Below are 21,714 nucleotides of genomic sequence, written 5' to 3'. Positions count from 1 at the left end.
TGTTGTTGACAGTGACTGTCACAGGTCCAGCACGAGGCGTTCCCCACGGCACCGGGAGACACAGATGAGCATCGTCTCCCCGGCCGCCCGTTCCGCCTCGGTGAGCACCGAGTCCCGGTGGTCGGGGACGCCCTCGACCACGTCGGTCTCGCAGGTGCCGCAGATGCCCTCCGCGCAGGAGTACAGCACGTCGACACCGGCCGCGCGCAGGGCGTCGAGCACCGAGACGTCCTCGGGGACGACGACGCTGCGGCCGCTGCGGGCCAGCACCACCTCGAACGCGGTCACCGGACGTGCTCCACGGGCTTCTCGCCCTCCTCGGCCAGCCGGGCGAGGATGCGGCGGGCGGCCAGCCCGCCGGCGTCGATGCCGATGCTCAGCTCCTGGTAGCCGGTGCGCTCCGAACCCAGCGAGCGCTGGAGCAGGTTGAGCGCGTCGACGTCCTGCATGACCACGGTGTGGTTGTTCGCCCGCAGGTACTCGGTGACCTCGGCGTCGTCCGTCGCCCAGTCCCGGGAGACCGCCCAGAAGTCGTACACCCGGCCGTCCGCGGACGGCGTGATGGCGTACGTGATCTCGGTGTGGAAGGCGTGCGGGTCGTGGCCGTCGGCCCCGGGCGCCGTACCCGTCGGCGCGACCCGGCTGTGCAGCAGGTACAGACAGGGTGCGTGGTACTCGATGTCCTGCCACCGGTCGATCCGCCCCGTGATCCCGGTGGACCTGGCGTAGAACGGCGGGCACTCGGCGTCGTCCATGTGCCGGCCGACCCGGACGATCCCGGCGGCCTCGTCGACCTCGGTGGTGATGGGCGTCCGGGCGACCTCGGCGGTGCCGATGTACCCGCCGTGCAGATACGTCTCGTGCGACAGGTCGAGGAGGTTGTCGACCAGCAGCCCGTGGTCGGCGTCGATCGGCTCCATGCCGCGGACGGTGACCCAGCCGGGGGAGTCCAGGTGCCGGGCCCGGGGGACGGCGTTCGGGTCGGCGAGCGCGGGGTCGCCGATCCACACCCACACCAGCGAGTCCCGCTCGGCCACCGGATAGGCGGCGACCCGGGCGGTCCGCGGCACCCGCGCCTGCCCCGGCACGGACACACAGGTGCCGGTGGAGTCGTAGGTGAACCCGTGGTAGCCGCACACGATCCGGTCGCCGTCGAGCCGGGTCGGCGCCTCGGAGAGCGGATAGCGCCGGTGCACGCACCGGTCGTGCAGCACCACCGCGCCACCGTCCTCCTCGGTGCGCCACAGCACGAGCGGCTCCCCGAGCACGGTCCGTCCGAGCGGCTCCCGCCCGACCTCGTGGGCGAACGCGGCGACGTACCACTGGTTCCTGGCGAAGGCGGTGATGTGCGGCATGACGGCCCCGTCCTGTCGGCGGGGCGACATTGCCCCGCGTGCCCTGGTCGTCCTCAGCGTCGTGAGGGACGCGGAGGCGGGGCAAGGAGACTTCCGCCGGACGGAAGCGCGCGGGACGGGCCTCGGCGGCCCCCCTGGTCACGGCAGGCGTCCGCCCAGCTTCCCCCGCAGCTCCGCCTGTTGCGGGAAGTGCGGGGGCGGGGCGACGTCCTGGCGGGGGGTGAGGAAGGTGAACCAGACGGTCTTGCCGTCGGTGTCCGGGCGGGTGCCCCAGGCGTCCGCGAGGGACTCGACCAGGAGCAGGCCCCGGCCGTGCTCCGCGGCGGCGTCCGCCGGACGGGCCCGGGGACGGGGGACGCTGCGGTCGGTGACCTCCACGCCCAGCTCCCGGGCGCTGTGCCAGATCCGCAGGACCAGCGGGCCCCGCGCGTGGCACACCGCGTTGGTCAGCAGCTCCGACACCAGCAACTGGGCGGAGTCGGCCAGCGCGTCCAGAGCCCACGCGCCCAGGTGGCCGCGGAGGAAATGCCGTCCCGCGGGGACCGAGGCGGGCTCGGCGGGCAGCGTCAGCTCCGCGGCGTCCAAGGGGACGGTGGGGAAGCCGATGAGCAGCAGCGTGACGTCGTCGGCGCAGGTGACGCTGTCCGGGAGCAGGGTGCGCAGCACCTCGTCGGCGGCCGCCTCCAGGCCGGCGCCCGCCCGGAAGGACGTACGCAACGCGGTGGCCAGCAGCTCCAGCTGGTCGTCGAGATCGGTGGCGGCGGTCTCCACCAGCCCGTCGGTGTACAGGGCCAGCGTCGAGCCGGGCGGGAGCGGCAGCCGGACCTGCTCGTGCGGCGAACCGCCCACGCCCAGCGGTACGTTGATCGGCACCGGGTACGGCGTGACCGCCGCGTCGGGACCCACCAGCAGCACCGGCAGATGACCGGCCGAGCACGCCGCGACCTCGCCGCGGCCCGGGTCGGCCTGGAGGTAGACGCAGGTGACGAACTGCTCGGGCAGGCTGTGCGTGAACACGTCCAGGGCCTTCATCAGCTCACCCGGCTCCAGCCCCGCCACCGCCAGTGCGCGGGCCGCCGACCGCAGCTGGCCCATGACGACGGCCGCGTCCAGGCCCCGCCCCATCACATCGCCGACGAACACCCCGACCCGCCCGGCGCCGAGATCGATCACGTCCAGCCAGTCGCCGCCGACCCCCTGGCCCTGGAGCGAGGGCAGGTAGCGGCTGGCCGCCAGCACCCCGGGCACCGGTTCGGAGATGCCCATCAGGTGCAGGGCCAGGGCGATGTGCCGCTGCTGGGCGTGGAGCGTGGCCAGTTCGGCCTCGGCGCGCTTGCGGTCGGTGATGTCGCGGGTGATGGAGCAGGCGCTGATGACGGTGCCGTCGGGGCCCTGCACGGGCCAGAGGGTGACGTCGATGTCGAGGACGCGGCCGTCGCTGGTGGTGCGGCGCGTCTCGTAGTGCTCGATGCGCTCGCCGCGGCCGATGCGCCGGAGCAGCTCGGCCTCCTCGTCCTTGAGGTGGGGCGGGATGAGCATGCCGATGTGCCGGCCGAGGGCCTCCTGCGGGGCGTAGCCGTACAGGCGCTGCGCGGCGGTGTTCCAGAAGGTGATCTCTCCGGCCAGGGTCTTGATCAGGATGGCGTCCTGCGAAGACGTCACCAGCTCCCGGAAGAGCCGGTCCTCGTTGGTGGTGCCGTGCGCGGCGTTCACTGACATGGCGTGCCTCATTCGATGTCCCGCACCGGCTCGCGGCCTGCGAGCGCGCGCGTGGTCGACCGCTGTCCGATCGATGCCGGACAGTGCAGCACAACAGGACTCAGGTCGAAGCGGCCTGGGCGCTGTTTGCCGTGTCGAGGACAGTCTTGGTCACTTTCGGCGGCTTATCTGTCCGAAGTGGCGAGTTCGCGTCACCCCTCCCGTGTGAGCGTCCCTCGCGCGTTGACGCACGGAGTGGACGTGAGCGGTCGACGCGCGGAGTGGACCCGTGGGGACGCCCCAGGGGGTTCCTCGCACCCCGCGTACCCGTGACCTTCACGCAGGCGCCACCCGACCCTTCCCTGTCGTTCGGTGCTCCTGCAACACTCCCGGCCGGTAGGACATCACCGAGGCGAGAGGCCCACCACCCCCATGCCCGAAGTCAACAGGCGTCGATTCCTCCAGATCGCGGGCGCCACCACGGCGTTCAGCGCGCTCTCCGCCAGCATCCAGCGGGCCGCCGCGCTCCCGGCCAACCACCGCACCGGGTCGATCGAGGACGTCGAACACATCGTCGTCCTGATGCAGGAGAACCGTTCCTTCGACCACTACTTCGGCAGCCTGCGCGGCGTCCGCGGCTTCGGCGACCCGCACCCGGTCACCCTCGACAGCGGCAGGTCGGTCTGGCACCAGACGAAGGCCGACGGCACCGAGGTGCTGCCCTTCCACCCGGACGCCGACGACCTCGGCATGCAGTTCCTGGAGGGGCTCCCGCACAGCTGGCCCGACGGCCAGGAGGCGTACCGGGACGGCAAGTACGACCGCTGGGTGCCCGCCAAGGGCACCACCACCATGGCGTACCTGACCCGCGAGGACATCCCCTTCCACTACGCCCTCGCCGACACGTTCACCGTCTGCGACGCCTACCACTGCTCGTTCATCGGCTCCACCGACCCCAACCGCTACTACATGTGGTCGGGCCACACCGGCAACGACGGCAAGGGCGGCGGCCCCGTCCTCGGCAACGACGAACTCGGCTACGACTGGACGACGTACCCCGAGCGCCTCGAAGCGGCCGGGATCTCCTGGAAGGTCTACCAGGACATCGGCGACGGCCTCGACGCCGCCGGCGGCTGGGGCTGGATCAACGACGCCTACCGGGGCAACTACGGTGACAACTCCCTCCTGTACTTCAACAAGTACCGGAACGCGGCCCCCGGCGACCCCTGGTACGACAAGGCCCGCACCGGCACCGACGCGGCGGGCGGCGACGGCTACTTCGACGTGCTGCGCGCCGACGTCAAGGCCGGGAAGCTGCCGCAGATCTCCTGGATCGCCGCGCCCGAGGCGTTCTCCGAACACTCCAACTGGCCGTCGAACTACGGCGCCTGGTACATCTCCCAGGTCCTGGACGCGCTGACCTCCGACCCCGAGGTGTGGGCGAAGACCGCCCTGTTCATCACCTACGACGAGAACGACGGCTTCTTCGACCACCTCGTGCCGCCGCTCCCGCCGAAGTCCGCCGCGCAGGGCAGGTCCACCGCCGACGTCTCCCTCGACGTCTTCCCCGGCAGCGCGCGGTACGCCGAGGGCCACTACGGGCTCGGCCCGCGCGTCCCCATGCTGGTCGTCTCCCCCTGGAGCAAGGGCGGCTACGTCTGCTCCGAGACCCTCGACCACACCTCGATCCTGCGCTTCATGGAGCGCCGCTTCGGCGTCCACGAGCCGCAGATCTCGCCCTGGCGGCGCGCGGTCTGCGGTGACCTCACCGCCGCCTTCGACTTCTCCCGCAAGGACACCCGGCCCGCCCGGCTGCCCGACACCGACGGCTACGCGCCGCAGGACCGCGAGCGCCACCCCGACTACCGGCCCACGCCCCCGGCGGAACCCGGCATGCCCCGGCAGGAGCGCGGGCTGCGCCCCGCCCGGCCGCTGCGGTACGCGCCGCTGGTGGACGGGTCGGCCGACCCGGCCGCCGGGACGCTCACCCTCACCTTCGCCTCCGGCGACCGGGCGGGCGCCGCGTTCCTCGTCACCTCCGGCAACCGCACCGACGGCCCCTGGACGTACACCACCGAGGCCGGGAAGCGGATCTCCGACACGTGGAACGGCGCGTACTCGGGCGGCGTCCACGACCTCACCGTGCACGGCCCCAACGGCTTCCTGCGGGTCCTGAAGTCGGCCGCCGGGTCCGCCGGGCCCGAGGCCACCGCCCGGCACGTCCGCGACGACGTCGAGCTGACGCTCACCAACCGTGGCGCGGGGACGGTACGGCTGAAGGTCGCCAACGCCTACACCGGCCGCGCCAAGACGCTCACCGTCCGCCCCGGCGCCACGGTCCGCCACACCGTCGACCTCACGGCGAGCCACCGCTGGTACGACGTGACGGTCACGTCCGCCTCCGACCCGACGTTCCTGCGCCGCTTCGCGGGCCACGTCGAGAACGGCCGAGCCGGGGTGAGCGACCCGGCGATCGCCACGCGGTAGCCGGGCGGTAGCCGGGTGGGTGCGGCGCGGTGCGTAGCGCCGGGTGGCGCGTGCCGGGTGGGGTGACGCGCCGGCGTGTGAGCGGGGTGGTGCGGCCGTCGGCCGGGGTGGCGGTCCCTGGCGCGGCGGGGCCGCTGTCCGCCGCCGTCGGCCGGCCGGCTGTTCCTTCGGGTTCCGCCGCCGCCTCCGGGGCAGTCAGGGGTGCCGCCTGTGCCGCCTGTGCCGTATTCCGGCCCGGTTCCTGGCTGGGGGCCGACGGTGGCCCCCCCGGCCGGTCACCCGGCTCCCGGCCGGTCACCCGGCCCCCGGCCGGGGCCGGGGCGCCGGGGTGGGTGGTGTCGGCGTGGTCGCCGTCTACAGAGGCGTGAGGTGGTGGCGGTCGCGGCGGCGGGGGCGGCGAGGGGACGGGACGGTGATCCGCCGCTCCGGGCCGGTGGCTTCGCCGCCGTCCGGGGCGGTCTCCGCACCCCCGCCTCCACCACTGCCCGGAACCGTGTTCCCGCCCGGGGTGCCGTCCGGGCCGGGGTCCGCCGCGACGGCGGCCGGGTGGAGCGCCGGGCCGGGGCCCGCCGCCACGGCGGTCGGGTGGAGCGGGACGGGTGCGGTCGCCGGGGACGGGGTGAGGGCGCCGGGTGGTGCCCCAGCCGGTGCCGGCAGCGGGGTCGCTCGGGTCAGCAGGAGGACACCCCACGCGGCCAGCGCCGCCCCCGCCAGGGCCAGCAACGCGCCCGCCGGGCCGCCGCGCAGGCGTTCGCCGAGAAGGGCCACGCCGATCGCCGCCGCGGCCACCGGATTGGCCAGGGTGACCACCGCGAGCGGCGCGCCCAGCCCGCCCCGGTACGCCGTCTGCGACAGCAGCAGCCCACCCGCGGCGAACGCCGCCACCAGCACCGCCACCCCGACCACCTGCACACTCAGCAGCGGCCCGGTGCGGTCGGTGGCGGCGACCGTGACGGTCTGGGTGAGCGCCGAGGCGACCCCGGACGCGACCCCGGAGGCGCTCGCGTGCCGCAGCCCCGGCCGCGCGCCCGGCCGGGCCAGCCCGCCGATCAGTACCGCCGTCACCCCGGCCACCGCCAGCGCCTCCGGCACGCTCAGCACGTCGTCGGGGGCCGGACCGGACGCCGTGACCAGCAACGCGCCCAGCCCGAGCAGGGTCAGCCCCGTACCGCGCCACTCGACCGCGCTGACCCGCCGGCCCGCGAGCCGCGCCCCCAGCGGGACCGCCGCGACCAGGGTCAGCGCGCCCAGCGGCTGGACGACGGTGAGCGGGCCGTACTTCAACGCCCCGACGTGCAGCAGCGCCGCCGACGCGTTCAGCGCGACCGACCACCACCACGCGCCGCTGCTCAGCAGCCGCAGCAGCCCCGTACCCGGACGGCGGGCCGCCAGCCGCTCCTGGGCGACGGCCGCACCCGCGTACGCGACGGCCGAGACCAGCGACAGGACGACGGCGACGAGCGCGGCGCTCATCGGCCCGCCCCCACCAGCGGGCGCCGCTCCTCGACCCGCGGACGGGGCCGGGGGCGAGGGAGCCGGACGGCGGGCCGGCGGCTCGGCAGCCGGATCGCCGCGAGGGCCAGACCGAGCAGAGCCGTCGCCGCGAGCACGTCCAGCCAGTAGTGGTTCGCCGTGCCCACGATCACCAGCAGCGTCAGCAGCGGGTGCAGCAGCCACAGCCACCGCCAGCGGGACCGGGTGGCGACGATCAGGCCGACCGCCACCATCAGGGCCCAGCCGAAGTGCAGCGACGGCATCGCCGCGAACTGGTTCGACAGGGTGTCCGTCTTCGGCGGCCCGTAGACCGACGGCCCGTACACCCGGGCCGTGTCCACCAGGCCCGTGGAGCGCAGCATCCGCGGCGGCGCGAGCGGGAACGTGAGATGCAGCACCAGCGCCGCGCCGGTCACGGCGGCCAGCACCCGGCGGGCCCACACGTAGTGCGCGGGCCGCCGCAGGTACAGCCAGACGAGGAAGGCGGCGGTGGCCGGGAAGTGCACGGTCGCGTAGTAGGTGTTGGCGACGTGTACGAGGGTGTCGCCGTGCAGCAGCAGCGACTGCACCGCCGACTCGGCGGGCAGGCGCAGCCACCGCTCCAGGTCCCACACGTGCCGCGCGTTGCCGAACGCCTCGCCGGTGTGGCCGGCCGCCAGTTGCCGGCCGAGCTTGTAGACGAGGAAGAGCCCGGCCACGAGCAGGAGCTCGCGGACCAGGGGCGGCCTGGCCGGTGTGTCCGGCTCCGCTTCTGCAGGCTCGGTGCGGGCTGTCATCCCCCGGCCCCTTCGCTGACGGTGTGCGTGGTCTGGTGTGCGTGGTCTTCTGACGGCTCTCGCCGGGTCGATTCATCGGTACCGGGCGGGTACGAGTCATCGATACGGTTTCGTTCCGATACGCCAGTGTACCGATACGGCCGAGTACCGGTACACTGGCGTATCGATACACTGACGTACCGATGGTTCGGCCGGCGGAAATGGGTTCCGGGGGTGGGGAATTGGACGCGGACACCGGACCGGCCGGACGTACCGGAGACGAGCGAGGAGCGGCGACTGTGACATCGCGGGCGGCGGAACGGCCGGAGACGGCCGGTGCCTCGCGGCGCTCCAAGCTCACCCCCGAGCGTGAGCAGGAGTTCCTCGACGCCGTCCTCGACCAGGTCCGCGAGTGCGGCTACGACGCCGTGACCATGGAGGGCATCGCCACCACCACGCGGTGCAGCAAGTCCACGCTCTACCGGCAGTGGCGGACGAAGCCCCAGTTTGTCGCGGCGGCCCTGCGGTCGCACCGGCGGGTACGGTTCGCGGGCATCGACACCGGTTCGCTCGCCGGGGACCTGCGCCTGGCGGCGCGGGCCGCGGGTGAGTGGTCGGGCAAGGACACCCGGCTGCTCCAGGCGCTCGGCCACGCCGTCGTGCAGGACCCGGAGCTGAAGCTGGCGCTGCGCGAGGCGCTGGTCGAGCCGGAGATCGCCGCGCTGCGGGCGATCCTGCGGCGCGGCGTCGAGCGGGGCGAGGTGGCCGCGGACCATCCCGCGCTGGAGTTCGTGCCGGTCCAGATGTTCGGCGTGCTGCGCATCCGGCCCGTGATGGAGGGCGAGAACGCCGACGGGGACTACCTGGTCCGCTTCGTGGAGGCGGCGGTGCTCCCCGCGCTGGGCCTGACCTGAAGACCCAGGTCACCGTCCGTGGGATGACTGGACGGTGGCCTGCTCGCGCCGCACCGTGGGGACGGGGGCGGCGCGCACCCCCCGGCCGGGTGGGGCGCCCTTTGAGCGGAAGGGCGTTCCACCCGGCCGATCGCGTCCGGGGCGGAGCCGGTCGGACGTCTCGGACGGCACCGGCGTCTCAGACGTCCTGGCCGTTGCCCGAGCCGCCCGAGGACACCTTGATGCCCTCGGTGATCTCGTCGATCACGGACTGCTCCTGGTCGACGTCGACACCGGTACGGACGACGACGATCTGCTGCGGGTTGGCCGGCGAGGGGAACGCCAGGGACTGGACGTAGCCGTCGGAGCCCTTGCTCGTGACCGCCTTCCAGCGGACCTGGTAGCCCTTCTGCCCGGCCACGGTGACCGCCTTCGACGACAGGACGTCGTGCGACGTGATCGAGCCGTAGCTGTCCCCGCCGTAGGACTCCTCGGCGTTGGCCTCGATGTCCGCCTTCGCGATCTCCTCGGCGGTGGAGCCCTCGGTGCCCAGCACCATCGCGGGCGCCGAGTAGGCGCCGCCCTTGGTGCAGGAGGACGCGGTGTCGCCGGGGCACTTGTACGTCTCGTCCGAGGAGATCTGGGCGCCGACGGTCAGCTCCTGGCCGTACCAGCCGTCCGGGACGGGGATGCTGATGCCGCTGACGGCGTCCGGCACCGAGCCGCTCTCGATGCGGGGGGCCTCGGAGCCGCCGGTGCCCTCGGAGCCCTCGGGGGCGGGCGACTCCCCGTTGCCGCCGGAGCCGCCGCCGGGCCCGCCGAACGGGCTGTCCGGCAGGCCGTCGCCGCCCCGGCCGTCCGGGCTCTGCCGGGAGTCGGCACGGTTGTCGCCGGAGCCGCCGTCACCGGCCAGCGCGTACACCCCGACCCCGATGCTCGCGAGCACCGCCGCCGCGATGCCGACGGCGATCCCGGTCCGCAGCCCGCGCCTGCGCGCCGGGGGCTGCGGCTGGACCGGGTATCCCGGGTAACCCGGATGCGCGGGGTAGGCGGCGTAGGCGGGCGACGGCCCCGGCTGCCCGGGGGCCCCGTCCGGGAAGGGCTGCCCGTGAGCACCCTCCGGGAGGGGCTGTCCGGCCACGGGGGCGGAGCCGGGATGTCCGGGAGCGCCGGGGGAGGGCGACTGTCCGGGGGCCCCTTCCGCGGCCGACCGGCCCGGGGCGCCTTCCGGGGCCTGCGGCTGGCCGTAGGTGCCCTCTTGGGCTTGCGGCTGCCCGGAGGTGCCCTCCGGGGCCTGCGGCTGCCCATAGGCGCCCTCCGGGGCCTGCGGCTGCCCATAGGCGCCTCCCGGAGCCTCCGGCTGGCCGAAGGTGCCCTCCGGGGTCGGCTGGCCGGGGCCGCCGTCCGGGATCGGCCGGCCGGACGCGCCCTCCGGAGTCCCCTCCGGCCCACCGGCCGCCACGTCAGAGGCACCCGCACCCGCACCCGCACCCGCGGCCCCGGATGCGGTGCCGTCCACCGCTGTGGCCTCGGGCGCGGTGCCGGCCGTCGGCGTGGTCCGGGGGGCCGGGGTGTCCGTCGGCTCGGGGCCGGGTATCGCGGGGGCCGCGGCTGCCCGGTCGGGCGCCGCGTCGGCCACCGGCGGCCGCCCCGGCACACCGGGCTCCGAGGGCCCGGCGGTACCGTCGTCCTCGGACGTACCGTCGCCACCGCCCGCGCCGGCCGCCTCCTCCGGCCGACCCCCCACGGGACGGATCCGGTCCGTCCACGCCCTGCCGTCCCACCAGCGCTCGGTGGCGGGACCGTCACTTGTCTGCCCGGGGTCCGGGTACCACCCGGGAGGAGTCTCCTGCGTCATGTCCCCACCGTATGAGGCGTCGGTGAAAGTCGTATGAGAGGGATGGGTCTCTTCCGGACGGTTCCCCGCCACCCCGCCACGGACACCCCCGCGACCACGGCCGTGAACGGCGTATTCCCTCCCAAATCGCACGTCCTGTACGACTGTTGAGGAGGCCGCCGCCGTTCCTTACCCGACCGTGCCAGGTTGCGCAAGACCCGCCGCGACCGCACGCCACCGACGCCTCGGGGCGGATAGGCTCGACGCCTGTACGTCGTTCGGGCGATTAGGGGAGGTAGCGGGATGACGGAGGTACGGCCCAAGGCCGCCGCCTCGGCCTCCCTGTGGGAGCGTGACGACGAGGTCGCCGCGGCCGCACGGGCGGTCGACACCCTCTGCGCGGACGGCTCGTCCACCGGCACGCTGCTCCTGTTCAGCGGCGACGCCGGCCTCGGCAAGACGGCCCTGCTGGCCGAGACCCGCCGCCTCGCGGAAGCCCGCGGCTGCGCCGTCTGGTCCGCCCGCGGCGGCGAGACCCTGCGGTCCGTCCCCTTCAACGTCGTACGGCAGTTGCTCCAGCCCGCCCTCGTGTCGATGCTCCCCGAGGAGGCCCGCGAGTACCTCGGCGACTGGTACGACATCGCCGGCCCCGCCCTCGGCATAGCGGACCCGGGCGAGCGGCAGGCCGACCCGCAGGGCGTGTGCGACGGCCTCGTCGCCGCCGTCCGCCGCCTCGCCCGCCGCGAGTGGCCGCTCGTCCTGCTCATCGACGACCTGCACTGGGCCGACCAGGAGACCCTCCGCTGGCTCGCCGCGTTCGCCGAACGCCTCGGCGAGCTGTCCGTCCTGGTCGTCGCCGCCCTCCGCCCCGGCGACGCCACCGGCGAGAGCGCCCGCCACCTCGAAACGATCGCCGCTCTCGCCGACCACACCCCCGCCACCCTCAGCGCCCTCACCCCCGAGGCGTCGGCCGGGCTCACCCGCGCCACCCTCGGCGCCACCGCCGACGCCCCGTTCTGCCGCGAGGTGTGGGCCGTCACCGGCGGCAACCCGTACGACACCGTCGAACTCCTCGCCAAGGTCCGCGACAGCGAACTGGAACCCGTCGAGGCCAACGCCACCGAACTGCGCGCCCTGAACCGCGCGGCCCGCGGCGGCGGTCTAGTCGCCCGCCTCGAAGAACTCGGCATCGACGCCACCCGGTTCGCCTGGGCCGCCGCCATCCTCGGCACCGGCATCACCGTCTCCATGGTCGCCGCCCTCGCCACCCTCGACCGCGACGCCGCCGCGCGCTGCGCCGAACTCCTGCGGGACGCCCGTATCCTCACCGCCCCAGACCCGGCGGGCGGCCGGGCCGCCGACGGCGACCTGGAGTTCGTCCACCCGCTGATCGCCACCGCGGTCTACGACTCCATCCCGGACGCGCTGCGCCGCGCGATGCACGGCATCGCCGCCCAGCTCGTCACCGACTCCGGCCTCGGCGCCGCCGCGGCCTCCCGGCACCTGCTCCAGGTCCACCCCGACGACGACGAGGAACTCGTCGAGCAACTGCGCCAGGCCGCCCGCGAGCACCTCGCCGTCGGCGCCCCCGACGCCGCCCGCCACTGCCTGGAACGCGCCCTGGAGGAGCCGCCGCGGCCCGACGTCCACGCGCGCGTGCTCTACGAACTCGGCTGTGCCACCCTCCTCACCGCACCCGCCCGCACCATCGGCCACCTGCGCGAGGCCCTCGGCATGGAGGCCGCCGGGCTGCCGGGCCTGGAGGGCGGCGCCCGCGTCGACGCCGTCTTCCGGCTCTCCCAGGCGCTGCTCCACAACGACCAGTTGGAGGAGGCGGTCCGCACCGTCGAGGCGGAGGCCGCCCTGCACCCCGACGGCCCCGCCCGGATGCGGCTCCAGGCCGTCCAGTACATGTGGGAGGGCATCCACGCCGGGGAGTCCGCCGCGCCCGGCCGCTCCGCGCGCCTCGCCGGCCTCGCCCGTACCTGCACCGGCCGGGACAACGCCGAGCGGGCGCTGCTCATCCTGCGCGGCTTCGACGCCATGACCCACGGCGAGAACGCCGAGGAGGTCGCCGAAGTGTGCGACCGCGCCCTCGTCAACGGCCGTCTCGCCCCCGGACTCGGCTGGACCGACACCGAGTGGGGCCTGGAACTGCTGATGATGCTGGCCAGCGCCTACGCGTACACCGACCGGCTGGACCGGGCCGAGACCCTCTTCACCGAGGCCCTGCGCGCTTATGAGACGGCCGGCTGGAGCGGCGGCCACCTCTCCCTCGCCCATGCCTACCTGGGCCTCGGCCACCGCAGGCGGGGCCGGCTCATCGAGGCGGAGAAGTCCCTGCGGGAGTCGCTGCGACTGGCCGAGCGGGTCGGCCGCGGGCTGCCGCTGTACTGGTCGGCGACGTGCAACCTGGTCGACACGCTGCTCGCCCGCGGCCATGTCGACGAGGCCTGGAAGGTCGCCCAGCAGTACGACTTCGCGCCGCCCTACCCGTCCACGATCGTGCTGCCCGACCCCCGTTCGGTACGGGGACGGCTGCTGCTCGCGGTCGGCCGCGTCGAGGACGGGATCAACGAACTGGAGGCCGCGGAGAAGGCGGCCGCCGCGCGCGGTCATCACAACCCCGTCATGGTCCCCTGGGCGGTCGACCTGGCGCGGGCGCTCGCCGGGCAGGACCCCGTCCGCGCCGCCCGGCTCGCCTCCGACGCCCGTCGGCAGGCCGAGCGGTTCGGCACGGACACCGCGATCGGCGAGGCCCTGCGCTGCGCCGCCGCGCTGGAGACCGGACGGCGCGCGGTCCGGCTCGCCGCACAGGCCGCGGCCTACCTGGAGGCGTCGCCGTGCCAGTACGAGCACGCCGCCGCCCGGGTCGAGTACGGGATCGTCGCCCGCTCGGCGAGCGAGCTGGAGCGGGGCCTGACCCTGGCCCGCTCCTGCGGCGCGGACGGCCTGGTGGCCAGGGCGACCACGGCCCTCACCGAACTCTCCACCCACGCCTAGAAGGCTCATCAAGATGTTGGTGAGCCTTCTGGCGGACGAACGGCCGAAGGCCCCCACCACGCCCGGCCGCCACCCGGCCAGGACGGCTCAGTCCGCCTCCGCCAGTACCCGCTGGGCCGTGGCGAACGCCGAGTTGGCCGCGGGTACCCCGCAGTACACGGCCGTCTGCAACAGGACCGCGCCGATCTCGTCCGGCGTCAGCCCGTTGCGCCGCGCCGCCCGTACATGCATGGCCAGCTCCTCGTAGTGGCCGTGCGCGACCAGCGCGGTCAACGTGATCATGCTGCGTTCCCGGCGCGACAGCGTCTCGTCGGTCCAGATCTCCCCCCAGGCGTAGCGCGAGATGAAGTCCTGGAACCGGGACGTGAACGGCGTCTGCCGGGACTGCGCCCGGTCCACGTGGGCGTCGCCCAGCACCTCCCGCCGGACCGCCATGCCCCGCCGGGCGTACCCGTCGAAGTGACCGCGGAGCGCGGTCAGCACCGCTTCGGGGCGTTCGGCGGGCGCCAGGTGCGACGCGCCGGGAATCTCCACCAGACTCGAACCCGGCACCGCGTCGGCGATCTCCCGCAGCTGGGCCGGCGGGGTCGCCGGGTCCTCGCGGCCCGCGATCAGCAGCGTCGGCACGGCGATGTCGCCGAGCCGGTCCCGCAGGTCGAACGCGGCGAGCGCGTCGCAGCAGGCCGCGTACGCCTCCGGATCGGCCTCCCGGTGGTCACGCACCAGCTCCGGAACGGTGAACCCGGGCGTGAACCACCGCCGGTCCGCGCCCTCCGCGAGCCGCCCCAGCCCTTCCGCACGGACGAGCGCGGCCCGCTCCTCCCACGGCTTCGCCCCGTTGAAGTGCGCCGACGAGCAGATCACGGCCAGCGACGTCAGCCGCTCGGGACGGTGCACCGCCAGGTGCAGACCGACCGCGCCGCCCAGCGACACCCCCGCGTACGCGAACCGCTCCACGCCGAGCGAGTCGGCGAGCGCCAGCACCAGAGCGGCCAGGTCGGCGACGGTGGCCCCGGCGCCGATCAGCTCCGCGGCGCTGCCGCCGTGCCCCGGCAGGTTCCAGCGCACTACCCGGTGCGCGACGGACAGTTCGGGCGCCACCCGGTCCCACAGGGCGTACGACGTGCCGAGCGAGGGTCCGAGCAGCAGCGGGGGAGCGGAAGCGGGGCCCTCGGTGCGGTGGTCGAGGAGTGTGTCGGTCAACGTCGCTCCAGTGCGCGGTCGGTGAGGGCAGCGGCGCTGCCGGTGTAACGGGCGGGATCGGTGAGCGCGGCCACGTCGACGTCCTTCAACTCGGTTACGGAGGAGAGCAGTTCACCGAGGGCGCGTCCTTCCTCGTACGCGCGTCGCGCCAGCTCCGTCAGCAGCTCCTTCGCCCGGGACCGGCCGAGGAGCGGTGCCAGCTCGGCGGAGAGCCGCTCGGAGACGATCAGCCCGTGGGTCAGGTCCAGATGGGCGCGCATGGCCTCGGGTCGCACCCGCAGCCCCTCGGCCAGTTCGGCGGCGTCCCGGGCGGCGCCGCCGGTGAGCCGCAGCAGGTCGCGCAGCGGCTCCCACTCGGCGTGCCAGGCCCCGGCGGGCCGTTCGTCCCCGGCGACGAGCGAGCCGTACAGCGTGGCCGCGAGCTGCGGCGCGCGCCGGGCCGCCGCCGCGATCAGGGTGGCGCGCACCGGGTTGGCCTTGTGCGGCATGGCCGACGAGCCGCCGCCGCTGCCCTCCGCCACCTCCGCGATCTCGGTGCGGCCCAGCGTGAGCACATCCGCCGCGATCTTGCCGAGCGCGCCGGCCGCCGTGGCCAGAGCGCCCGCGAGGTCGGCGACGGGCGTACGCAGCGTGTGCCACGGCAACAGCGGTGCGGCGAGGCCCAGTTCGCGGGCGTACGCGGCGGGCAGCGCCAGCGGGTCGTCGGCGCCGTACGCCGCGAAGGCCGCCAGTGTGCCCGCGGCGCCCCCGAGCTGGGCGGGCAGGGCCGCGCGGACCGCGGTGATCCGGTCCCGCGCGTCCAGTACCAGCGACCGCCACCCGGCGGCCTTCAGCCCGAACGTCGTCGGTACGGCGTGCTGGGTCAGCGTCCGGCCCGGCAGCACGGTGTCCCGGTGCTCCGCCGCGAGCCCCGCCAGCGCCCGCTCGGTCCGCGCGAGGTCGGCGAGGACCGGCTCCAGGGTCCGCGCGGCGACCAGCATCGCCGCCGTGTCCAGGATGTCCTGGCTGGTGGCGCCGCGGTGCACGTACGGGCCGTACTCCGCACCGGCCGCCGCCGTCAGATCGGCGACCAGCGGGATGACCGGGTTGCCGCCGCCGCGCGCCCGCTCGGCGATCGACGCCGGGTCGAAGGGGTGGGTCTCCACGGCCTCCGTCACGGCCGTCGCCGCCGCGCCCGGGGCGAGGCCCAGCGCGGCCTGGGCACGGGTCAGCGCCGCCTCCGCGTCGAGCAGGGCCCGCAGGAAGGCCGGGTCGCTCGTCGTGGCGGCGGCCGGGGAACCCGTCCACCCGGGGGCGAGCAGGCCGCCGTCCGTCACCGATCTCACGTGTACTCCAGGAAGACCGTCTCGCCTTCGCCCTGAAGGCGGATGTCGAAACGGTACGTGCCCTTCCCCTCGTCGCCCGCGATCAGCGTGTCGCGGCGCCCGCCGGGGACCCGGGACAGCAGCGGGTCGGCGGCGAGCGCCGCCTCGTCGCCGGGCAGATAGATCCGGGTGAACAGGTGCACGAGCAGGCCCCGCGCGAAGACGCACACACTGAGGTAGGGAGCGCTGCGCCCCCGCGCCCCCGGCCGCAGCGTCCGTACGTACCAGTGGCCGTCGGCGTCGGTCTGGATACGGCCCCAGCCGGTGAACTCCACGCCGTTGCGCCCGAGGTACGTACCCGTCGCCGGGTCCCGGCGCATCGAGCCGTCGGCCGTCGGCACGGCGCCCGCGGTGTCCGGGCCCCATATCTCCACGAGCGCGTCGGGCAGCGGTTTCCCCTCGCCGTCCAGCACGTACCCGTGCACGGTGACCGTGTCGGGGTGCCCGGCCGGGGCGATGTCCTCACCGCCGCGGAACGGCAGCGAGTACCCGTAGAACGGCCCGACCGTGTGCGAAGGAGTGGGCGCCACGCTCTGCGGGCTGCTGGTGTCGATTTTCGTCATGGCTGGTCAGCGCCCTTCTTCGAGCCAGGTGGCGGCCGGGCCGTCCAGCACGATGTCCCAGTGGTAGCCGAGCGAGAACTCCGGCACCGACAGGCTGTGGTCGTACGTCGCGACCAGCCGCTGCCGGGCGGCGTCGTCGGTCACCGACTGCAGGATCGGGTCGTAGGGGAAGAGCGGGTCGTTCGGGAAGTACATCTGCGTCACCAGCCGCTGGGTGAACGCCGAGCCGAAGAGCGAGAAGTGGATGTGCGCGGGCCGCCAGGCGTTGACGTGGTTGCGCCACGGGTACGGGCCCGGCTGGACCGTGGTGAAGCGGTAGCAGCCGTCGTCGTCGGTGAGGGTGCGGCCGGTGCCGGTGAAGTTCGGGTCGAGCGGCGCGTCGTGCTGCTCGCGCTGGTGGGCGTAGCGGCCGGCCGAGTTGGCCTGCCAGATCTCCACCAGCTGCCCGCGCACGGGCCGTCCGTCCCGGTCCAGCAGCCGGCCGGAGACGGTGATCCGCTCGCCGACCGGCTCCCCGGTGTGCTGACGGGTGAGGTCGTTGTCGATCGCGGTGAGGTCCCGCTCGCCGAACGCGGGGGAGTGCAGCTCCACCAGCTCCGGGTCCTGGGAGACGTCGATGGCGATCAGCGGCTGCCGCGGGTGGCGCAGCACCGAGGAGCGGTACGGGGCGTGGTCGCGGCGCGGGTGGTGCTCGGCCGGCGCGCCGTCCGCGCGCCGTTTCTCGTACGCGGCGCGCTCGGCGGCCATCTCCGCGTCGATGTCGTGCTGGGTGAGAGTCATGACGGTTCCCGGTTCCTATCGTTCGAGGACGAGGGCGAGGCCCTGGCCGACGCCGATGCAGAGGGTGGCGACCCCGGTGCCCGAGCCCTTGCGGGCGAGCTGGTGGGCGACGGTGCCGGCGAGGCGGGCCCCGGAGGCGCCGAGGGGGTGGCCGAGGGCGATGGCGCCGCCCTGCGGGTTGAGGACCGCCGGGTCGAAGGCGGGCCACTCGGCGACGCAGCCCAGCACCTGCGCGGCGAACGCCTCGTTCAGCTCCAGCACGTCGAGGTCGGTGAAGGACTTCCCGGCCTTGGCCAGCGCGCGGTTGACGGCCTCGACGGGGGCGAGCCCGAAGTGGTCGGGGTCCAGGGCGTGCACACCGGTGGCGCTGATCCGGGCGAGCGGCTCGCGGCCGGTGGCCTTCAGGCCCTCCTCGTCGACGAGGAGCAGTGCGGCGGCGCCGTCGCTGAGCGGGGAGGCGTTGCCCGCCGTGACGGTGGCTCCCGCTCCCGCTTCGCCCGCGGTGCGGAAGGAGGGCTTCAGCTCGGCCATCGCCTCCAGGGACGCGGTCGGCCGTACGCTCTCGTCGGCGTCGAAGACCAGCGGCTCGCCCTTGCGCCGCGGGACCGTGACGGGCGCCAGCTCGGCGTCGAACCGGCCCGCGGCCCGCGCCGCGGCGGCCTTGTGGTGGGAGGCGAGGGCGTACTCGTCCTGCTGCTCGCGGCTGATCCCGTGCTTGTCGGCGATGAGTTCGGCCGACTCGCCCAGCGGGATCGTCCACCGCGGGTCCATCCCCGGGTTGACCATGCGCCAGCCCAGGGTGGTGGAGTACAGCTCGGTGTGCCCGGCCGGGAACGGCTTGTCGTTCTTCGGCAGCACGTAGGGGGCGCGGGTCATCGACTCCACGCCGCCGGCCAGGACGATCGAGGCGTCCCCGGCGGCGACGGCACGGGCGGCCTGGACGACCGCTTCGAGGCCGGAGGCGCACAGCCGGTTGACGGTCACGCCCGGCACGCTGGTGGGCAGTCCGGCCAGGAGGGCGGCCATGCGGGCGACGTTGCGGTTCTCCTCCCCGGCGCCGTTGGCGTTGCCGAAGTAGACGTCCTCGACGCGGGCCGGGTCCAGCGCGGGCGTACGGGCGAGGAGTTCGCGGACGGTGTGCGCGGCGAGGTCGTCGGGGCGGACCGACGCCAGCGCGCCGTTGTACTTGCCGAACGGGGTACGGACGGCGTCGACGAGGTAGACGGGGTTCACAGCTGGGCCTCCCGGGCGCGGAGCGGCGCGGCGACGGTCACTTCCGCGTCGGTCCTGGCGACGACGTCGGCGGCGCTCACCCCGGGTGCGGTCTCGACGAGGACCAGTCCCTCGTCGGTGACGTCGAGGACCCCGAGATCGGTGATGATCCGGTTCACGCACGCCTTGCCCGTCAGGGGCAGCGCGCACCGCTGGAGGATCTTGGGGGAGCCGTCCTTGGCGGTGTGGGTCATGACGGCGATGACGGTACGGGCGCCGTGGACGAGGTCCATCGCCCCGCCGATCCCGGTGATCATCTTGCCGGGGACGGCCCAGTTGGCCAGGTCGCCGGTGGCGGAGACCTGCATCGCGCCGAGCACGGCGACGTCGATGTGCCCGCCGCGGATCATCCCGAAGGACAGCGCCGAGTCGAAGAACGACGCCCCGGGCAGGACGGTCACCGTCTCCTTGCCCGCGTTGATGAGATCCGGGTCGACGGCGTCCTCGGCCGGGTAGGGGCCGGTGCCCAGGATGCCGTTCTCGGATTCGAGGGTGACCTCGACGCCGGGCGGGAGGTGGTTGGGGATGAGCGTGGGCAGGCCGATGCCGAGGTTGACGTACTGGCCGTCCCGCAGCTCCCGCGCGGCCCTGGCCGCCATCTGCTCGCGTGTCCAGGCCATCACTGGCTCACCGTCCCTCGCGCCACGGGCGCGGAGACCGTGCGCTTCTCGATCTTCTTGCCGGCCGCCTGCTCCGGGGTGAGGGCCACGACCCGCTGTACGAAGATGCCGGGCAGGTGGACCGCGTCCGGGTCGATCCCGCCGGGCTCCACCAGCTCCTCGACCTCGGCGACCGTGACCTTCCCGGCCGTCGCCGCGAGGGGGTTGAAGTTGCGGCTGGACTTGTTGAAGACGAGATTGCCGTGCCGGTCGCCCTTCCAGGCCCGCACCAGCGCGAAGTCGGTGCGGATCCCGCGCTCCAGCACGTACTCGGTGCCGTCGAACTCCCGCACCTCCTTGGCTGGGGAGGCCAGCGCCACACCGCCGTCGCCGTCGTAGCGCCAGGGCAGTCCGCCGTCGGCGACCTGCGTGCCCACCCCGGCGGGGGTGTAGAACGCCGGGATGCCCGCCCCGCCGGCCCGCAGCCGCTCGGCCAGGGTGCCCTGCGGGATCAGCTCCACCTCCAGCTCGCCGGCGAGGTACTGCCGGGCGAACTCCTTGTTGGCGCCGATGTAGGAACCGGTCACCCGGGCGATCCGGCCGGCCGCCAGCAGCACCGCGAGCCCGGACTCCATCGCCCCGCAGTTGTTGGAGACCACCGAGAGGCCGCTCACGCCGCGCTCGTACAACGCGTCGATCAGCACGTTCGGCACACCGCTCAGACCGAAACCGCCCACCGCCAGCGACGCGCCGTCCGGCACGTCGGCCACCGCCTCGGCGGCCGTGGCCACCACCTTGTCCATACGGGAAGCCCCATCTCTTTCAGGCGCCCGAACCGGAAATTAGTCAGGGCACTGAGTATTTCAGCGAGGTTTCCCACACGCTGCCATCGGTCGGCGGGGGCGTCAAGACCCCAGTTCACCCGCGCATGGTGGCACGTACGGTCGCTGACAAGGGTGTTCGCGTCCCGCTATTGTTCAGTGCACCAACGAACATGATCTCGGGAGCGCACATGGCCGCGGTGGACCTGACCACCCATCCCGGGCACCTGGCCCGGCGGCTGCAGCAGGCGCACTACCTGCTGTGGAACACGATGGTCTCCGAGGAGATCACCTCGCCGCAGTTCGCCGTCCTCAACGCGCTCGTCGCGGAGCCGGGGCTGGACCAGCGCACGGTGGGGGAGCGGGTGGGGCTCGACCGGTCCACCATCGCCGAGGTGATCACCCGGCTGAGCCGCCGCGGGCTGCTGGACAAGGTGCGCGACCCGCGCGACGGCCGCCGCTCGCTGCTCCGGCCGACCGACGAGGGGACGCGCACCCACCGCAAGCTCACCGTGCGCACGGCCAGGATGAACCAGGTGTTCCTCGCCCCGCTCTCCCCGGCGGAGCAGGCTCTCTTCTTCGACCTCATCCGACGGGTCTCGGACGCGGCGGAGGGACTGCGCAACCCGGCGGAACCGGTGGCGGCGCCGCGCTGAGGGAGGGGCGAGCGGCGCCGGCGAGGCGAGTGGTACCGAGGGAGGGGCGGGCGGCGCCGGTCAGGGCGCCTGGGTGAACACCACCCACACCGGTCCCTCGGCGAACCGCACCGCGGACCCGTCCGCGCCCGTGAACGCCGTACCGTCCTCCGCCTCCGCCCGGTGCCAGGTCGCGGCGTGGGCCCGCCCGCCCCGCAGCACCTCCGCGCGACCGGTGCCCACCGTCTCGACGTACGGCGAGTGGTTGCCCCGGGAGTCCCGCAGGGCGGAGGCGCGGACCTTGACGTACTGCACGACGACCGTCGCGGCCGACAGCCGCTTCCCGCCGGGCGTCACGGCCGGTTCGCCGTCCATGCCGACCAGCCAGCGGTCGCCGCCGCTCGACCAGGTGAAGGTGAACCGGGCCGCCGGGTAGCGCACCGTGCGCGTGCTCACCGCCCGGCCGCCCGCGGGTGCCGCGCCGTACTGGAAGCCGGTGGTCAGGGCCGCCGCCCCCGGCGCCGTGGACATCAGCCGGCCGGGCCGCAGATACAGGTTGTGCGGAGCGGCCCGGCCGCTGTCGCGGACGTAGGCGTCGGAGTCGGAGTCGTCGTCCGGCTGTTCGGAGCGGAGCGGCGCCTTGTCGATGACCGGCAGCAGCTTGCGCTGCGCGCCGGAGAAGGCGAGCGTCGGGCGGTCGAACTGGCGGAGCAGTTCCAGATCGGACGCGCGGGCGCTGCGTACCGGTCCGACGGTCTCCGGCAGCCTCGTCGCGTACAGGGCCATCAGCCTGCTCAGCCCGCCCTCGACCGGCTCCGTGTAGACGACGTCCGCGGCCTCCAGGCCCGTCTGGGGGCGGGCCGCGGGCGCGTTGTCGATCTTCACGGCCAGCGGGGAGGCCGCCGCGGCCGCGGAGGGCGCCGGGGCCGCCGTGCTCGGGGACGGCGGCCCCGGG

17 protein-coding genes and 1 pseudogene are annotated in these 21,714 nt (G+C 74.4%); 4 read left to right on the top strand and 14 right to left on the bottom strand.

Annotated features, from left to right (window positions below):
* Nucleotides 1-18: 18 nt before the first annotated feature.
* The 3 genes and pseudogenes from UW392_RS54225 to UW392_RS54215 form a co-directional block, all read right to left on the bottom strand.
* Nucleotides 19-285: pseudogene (locus UW392_RS54225) on the bottom strand (2Fe-2S iron-sulfur cluster-binding protein); the annotation flags it as partial.
* The gene (locus UW392_RS54220; RefSeq protein ID WP_320782861.1) at nucleotides 285-1,355 is read right to left on the bottom strand and encodes an aromatic ring-hydroxylating dioxygenase subunit alpha; all 1,071 of its coding nucleotides are present in this window, start codon (nucleotides 1,353-1,355) and stop codon (nucleotides 285-287) included. The gene UW392_RS54220 and the pseudogene UW392_RS54225, both read right to left, overlap by 1 nt.
* Before the next feature lie 138 nt (nucleotides 1,356-1,493).
* Complete coding sequence (locus UW392_RS54215) at nucleotides 1,494-3,074, bottom strand: SpoIIE family protein phosphatase (protein WP_320782860.1); 1,581 nt, start codon at nucleotides 3,072-3,074, stop codon at nucleotides 1,494-1,496.
* 411 nt (nucleotides 3,075-3,485) lie between these two features.
* On the opposite strand from UW392_RS54215, the gene UW392_RS54210 reads away from it, so the two are divergent.
* On the top strand, nucleotides 3,486-5,540 hold the full coding sequence (locus UW392_RS54210) for a phosphocholine-specific phospholipase C (protein ID WP_320782859.1): 2,055 nt from the start codon (nucleotides 3,486-3,488) through the stop codon (nucleotides 5,538-5,540).
* 354 nt (nucleotides 5,541-5,894) lie between these two features.
* On the opposite strand, the gene UW392_RS54205 is transcribed toward UW392_RS54210, so the two are convergent.
* Nucleotides 5,895-7,013: a hypothetical protein gene (locus UW392_RS54205; RefSeq protein WP_320782858.1), complete on the bottom strand. Its 1,119-nt coding sequence runs from the start codon at nucleotides 7,011-7,013 to the stop codon at nucleotides 5,895-5,897.
* Nucleotides 7,010-7,810, bottom strand: coding sequence for a phosphatase PAP2 family protein (locus UW392_RS54200; RefSeq protein WP_320782857.1), 801 nt, complete (start codon nucleotides 7,808-7,810; stop codon nucleotides 7,010-7,012). Before UW392_RS54200 ends, UW392_RS54205 begins: the two co-directional genes overlap by 4 nt.
* Nucleotides 7,811-8,088: 278 nt before the next feature.
* Here UW392_RS54200 and UW392_RS54195 point away from each other — a divergent pair, with 278 nt between their 5' ends.
* A complete protein-coding gene (locus UW392_RS54195) occupies nucleotides 8,089-8,703 on the top strand; it encodes a TetR/AcrR family transcriptional regulator (protein WP_320782856.1) in 615 nt (204 codons plus the stop codon).
* 178 nt (nucleotides 8,704-8,881) lie between these two features.
* Here the strand turns inward: UW392_RS54195 and UW392_RS67190 are convergent, their stop codons facing one another.
* A complete protein-coding gene (locus tag UW392_RS67190) occupies nucleotides 8,882-10,540 on the bottom strand; it encodes a DUF2510 domain-containing protein (protein ID WP_414497568.1) in 1,659 nt (552 codons plus the stop codon).
* Between the two features lie 282 nt (nucleotides 10,541-10,822).
* Between UW392_RS67190 and UW392_RS54180 the strand changes: the two genes are divergently transcribed.
* Nucleotides 10,823-13,522, top strand: coding sequence for an ATP-binding protein (locus UW392_RS54180; protein ID WP_320782855.1), 2,700 nt, complete (start codon nucleotides 10,823-10,825; stop codon nucleotides 13,520-13,522).
* A gap of 87 nt (nucleotides 13,523-13,609) precedes the next feature.
* Here UW392_RS54180 and pcaD read toward each other — a convergent pair whose 3' ends face one another.
* From pcaD to UW392_RS54145, 7 genes are read right to left on the bottom strand one after another with little or no spacing between them, the layout of a single operon-like run.
* Nucleotides 13,610-14,725, bottom strand: coding sequence for a 3-oxoadipate enol-lactonase (gene pcaD / locus UW392_RS54175; RefSeq protein WP_320782854.1), 1,116 nt, complete (start codon nucleotides 14,723-14,725; stop codon nucleotides 13,610-13,612).
* Complete coding sequence (gene pcaB, locus UW392_RS54170) at nucleotides 14,722-16,041, bottom strand: 3-carboxy-cis,cis-muconate cycloisomerase (RefSeq protein WP_414497569.1); 1,320 nt, start codon at nucleotides 16,039-16,041, stop codon at nucleotides 14,722-14,724. Before pcaB ends, pcaD begins: the two co-directional genes overlap by 4 nt.
* Before the next feature lie 5 nt (nucleotides 16,042-16,046).
* Nucleotides 16,047-16,652: a protocatechuate 3,4-dioxygenase subunit alpha gene (gene pcaG / locus UW392_RS54165; RefSeq protein WP_320782852.1), complete on the bottom strand. Its 606-nt coding sequence runs from the start codon at nucleotides 16,650-16,652 to the stop codon at nucleotides 16,047-16,049.
* 6 nt (nucleotides 16,653-16,658) lie between these two features.
* Entirely contained in the window at nucleotides 16,659-17,432 is a 774-nt protein-coding gene (gene pcaH / locus UW392_RS54160; RefSeq protein WP_320782851.1) for a protocatechuate 3,4-dioxygenase subunit beta, read from the bottom strand.
* Nucleotides 17,433-17,447: 15 nt separating this feature from the next.
* Complete coding sequence (locus UW392_RS54155) at nucleotides 17,448-18,665, bottom strand: thiolase family protein (RefSeq protein WP_320782850.1); 1,218 nt, start codon at nucleotides 18,663-18,665, stop codon at nucleotides 17,448-17,450.
* Nucleotides 18,662-19,324, bottom strand: a complete 663-nt coding sequence (locus UW392_RS54150; protein WP_320782849.1) for a CoA transferase subunit B — start codon at nucleotides 19,322-19,324, stop codon at nucleotides 18,662-18,664. The genes UW392_RS54155 and UW392_RS54150 overlap by 4 nt, the downstream gene beginning before the upstream one ends.
* On the bottom strand, nucleotides 19,324-20,106 hold the full coding sequence (locus UW392_RS54145) for a CoA transferase subunit A (protein WP_320782848.1): 783 nt from the start codon (nucleotides 20,104-20,106) through the stop codon (nucleotides 19,324-19,326). The genes UW392_RS54150 and UW392_RS54145 overlap by 1 nt, the downstream gene beginning before the upstream one ends.
* 209 nt (nucleotides 20,107-20,315) lie before the next feature.
* Here UW392_RS54145 and UW392_RS54140 point away from each other — a divergent pair, with 209 nt between their 5' ends.
* Entirely contained in the window at nucleotides 20,316-20,780 is a 465-nt protein-coding gene (locus UW392_RS54140) for a MarR family winged helix-turn-helix transcriptional regulator (RefSeq protein WP_320782847.1), read from the top strand.
* Nucleotides 20,781-20,840: 60 nt separating this feature from the next.
* Here the strand turns inward: UW392_RS54140 and UW392_RS54135 are convergent.
* A partial coding sequence (locus UW392_RS54135; protein WP_414497567.1) for a DUF3048 domain-containing protein occupies nucleotides 20,841-21,714 on the bottom strand: 874 nt, incomplete at its 5' end.

Source organism: Streptomyces sp. CRN 30 (assembly GCF_034105845.1).
Note: the sequence above shows the minus strand (reverse complement) of the source record. Positions and strands in the feature narration are given on the sequence as shown.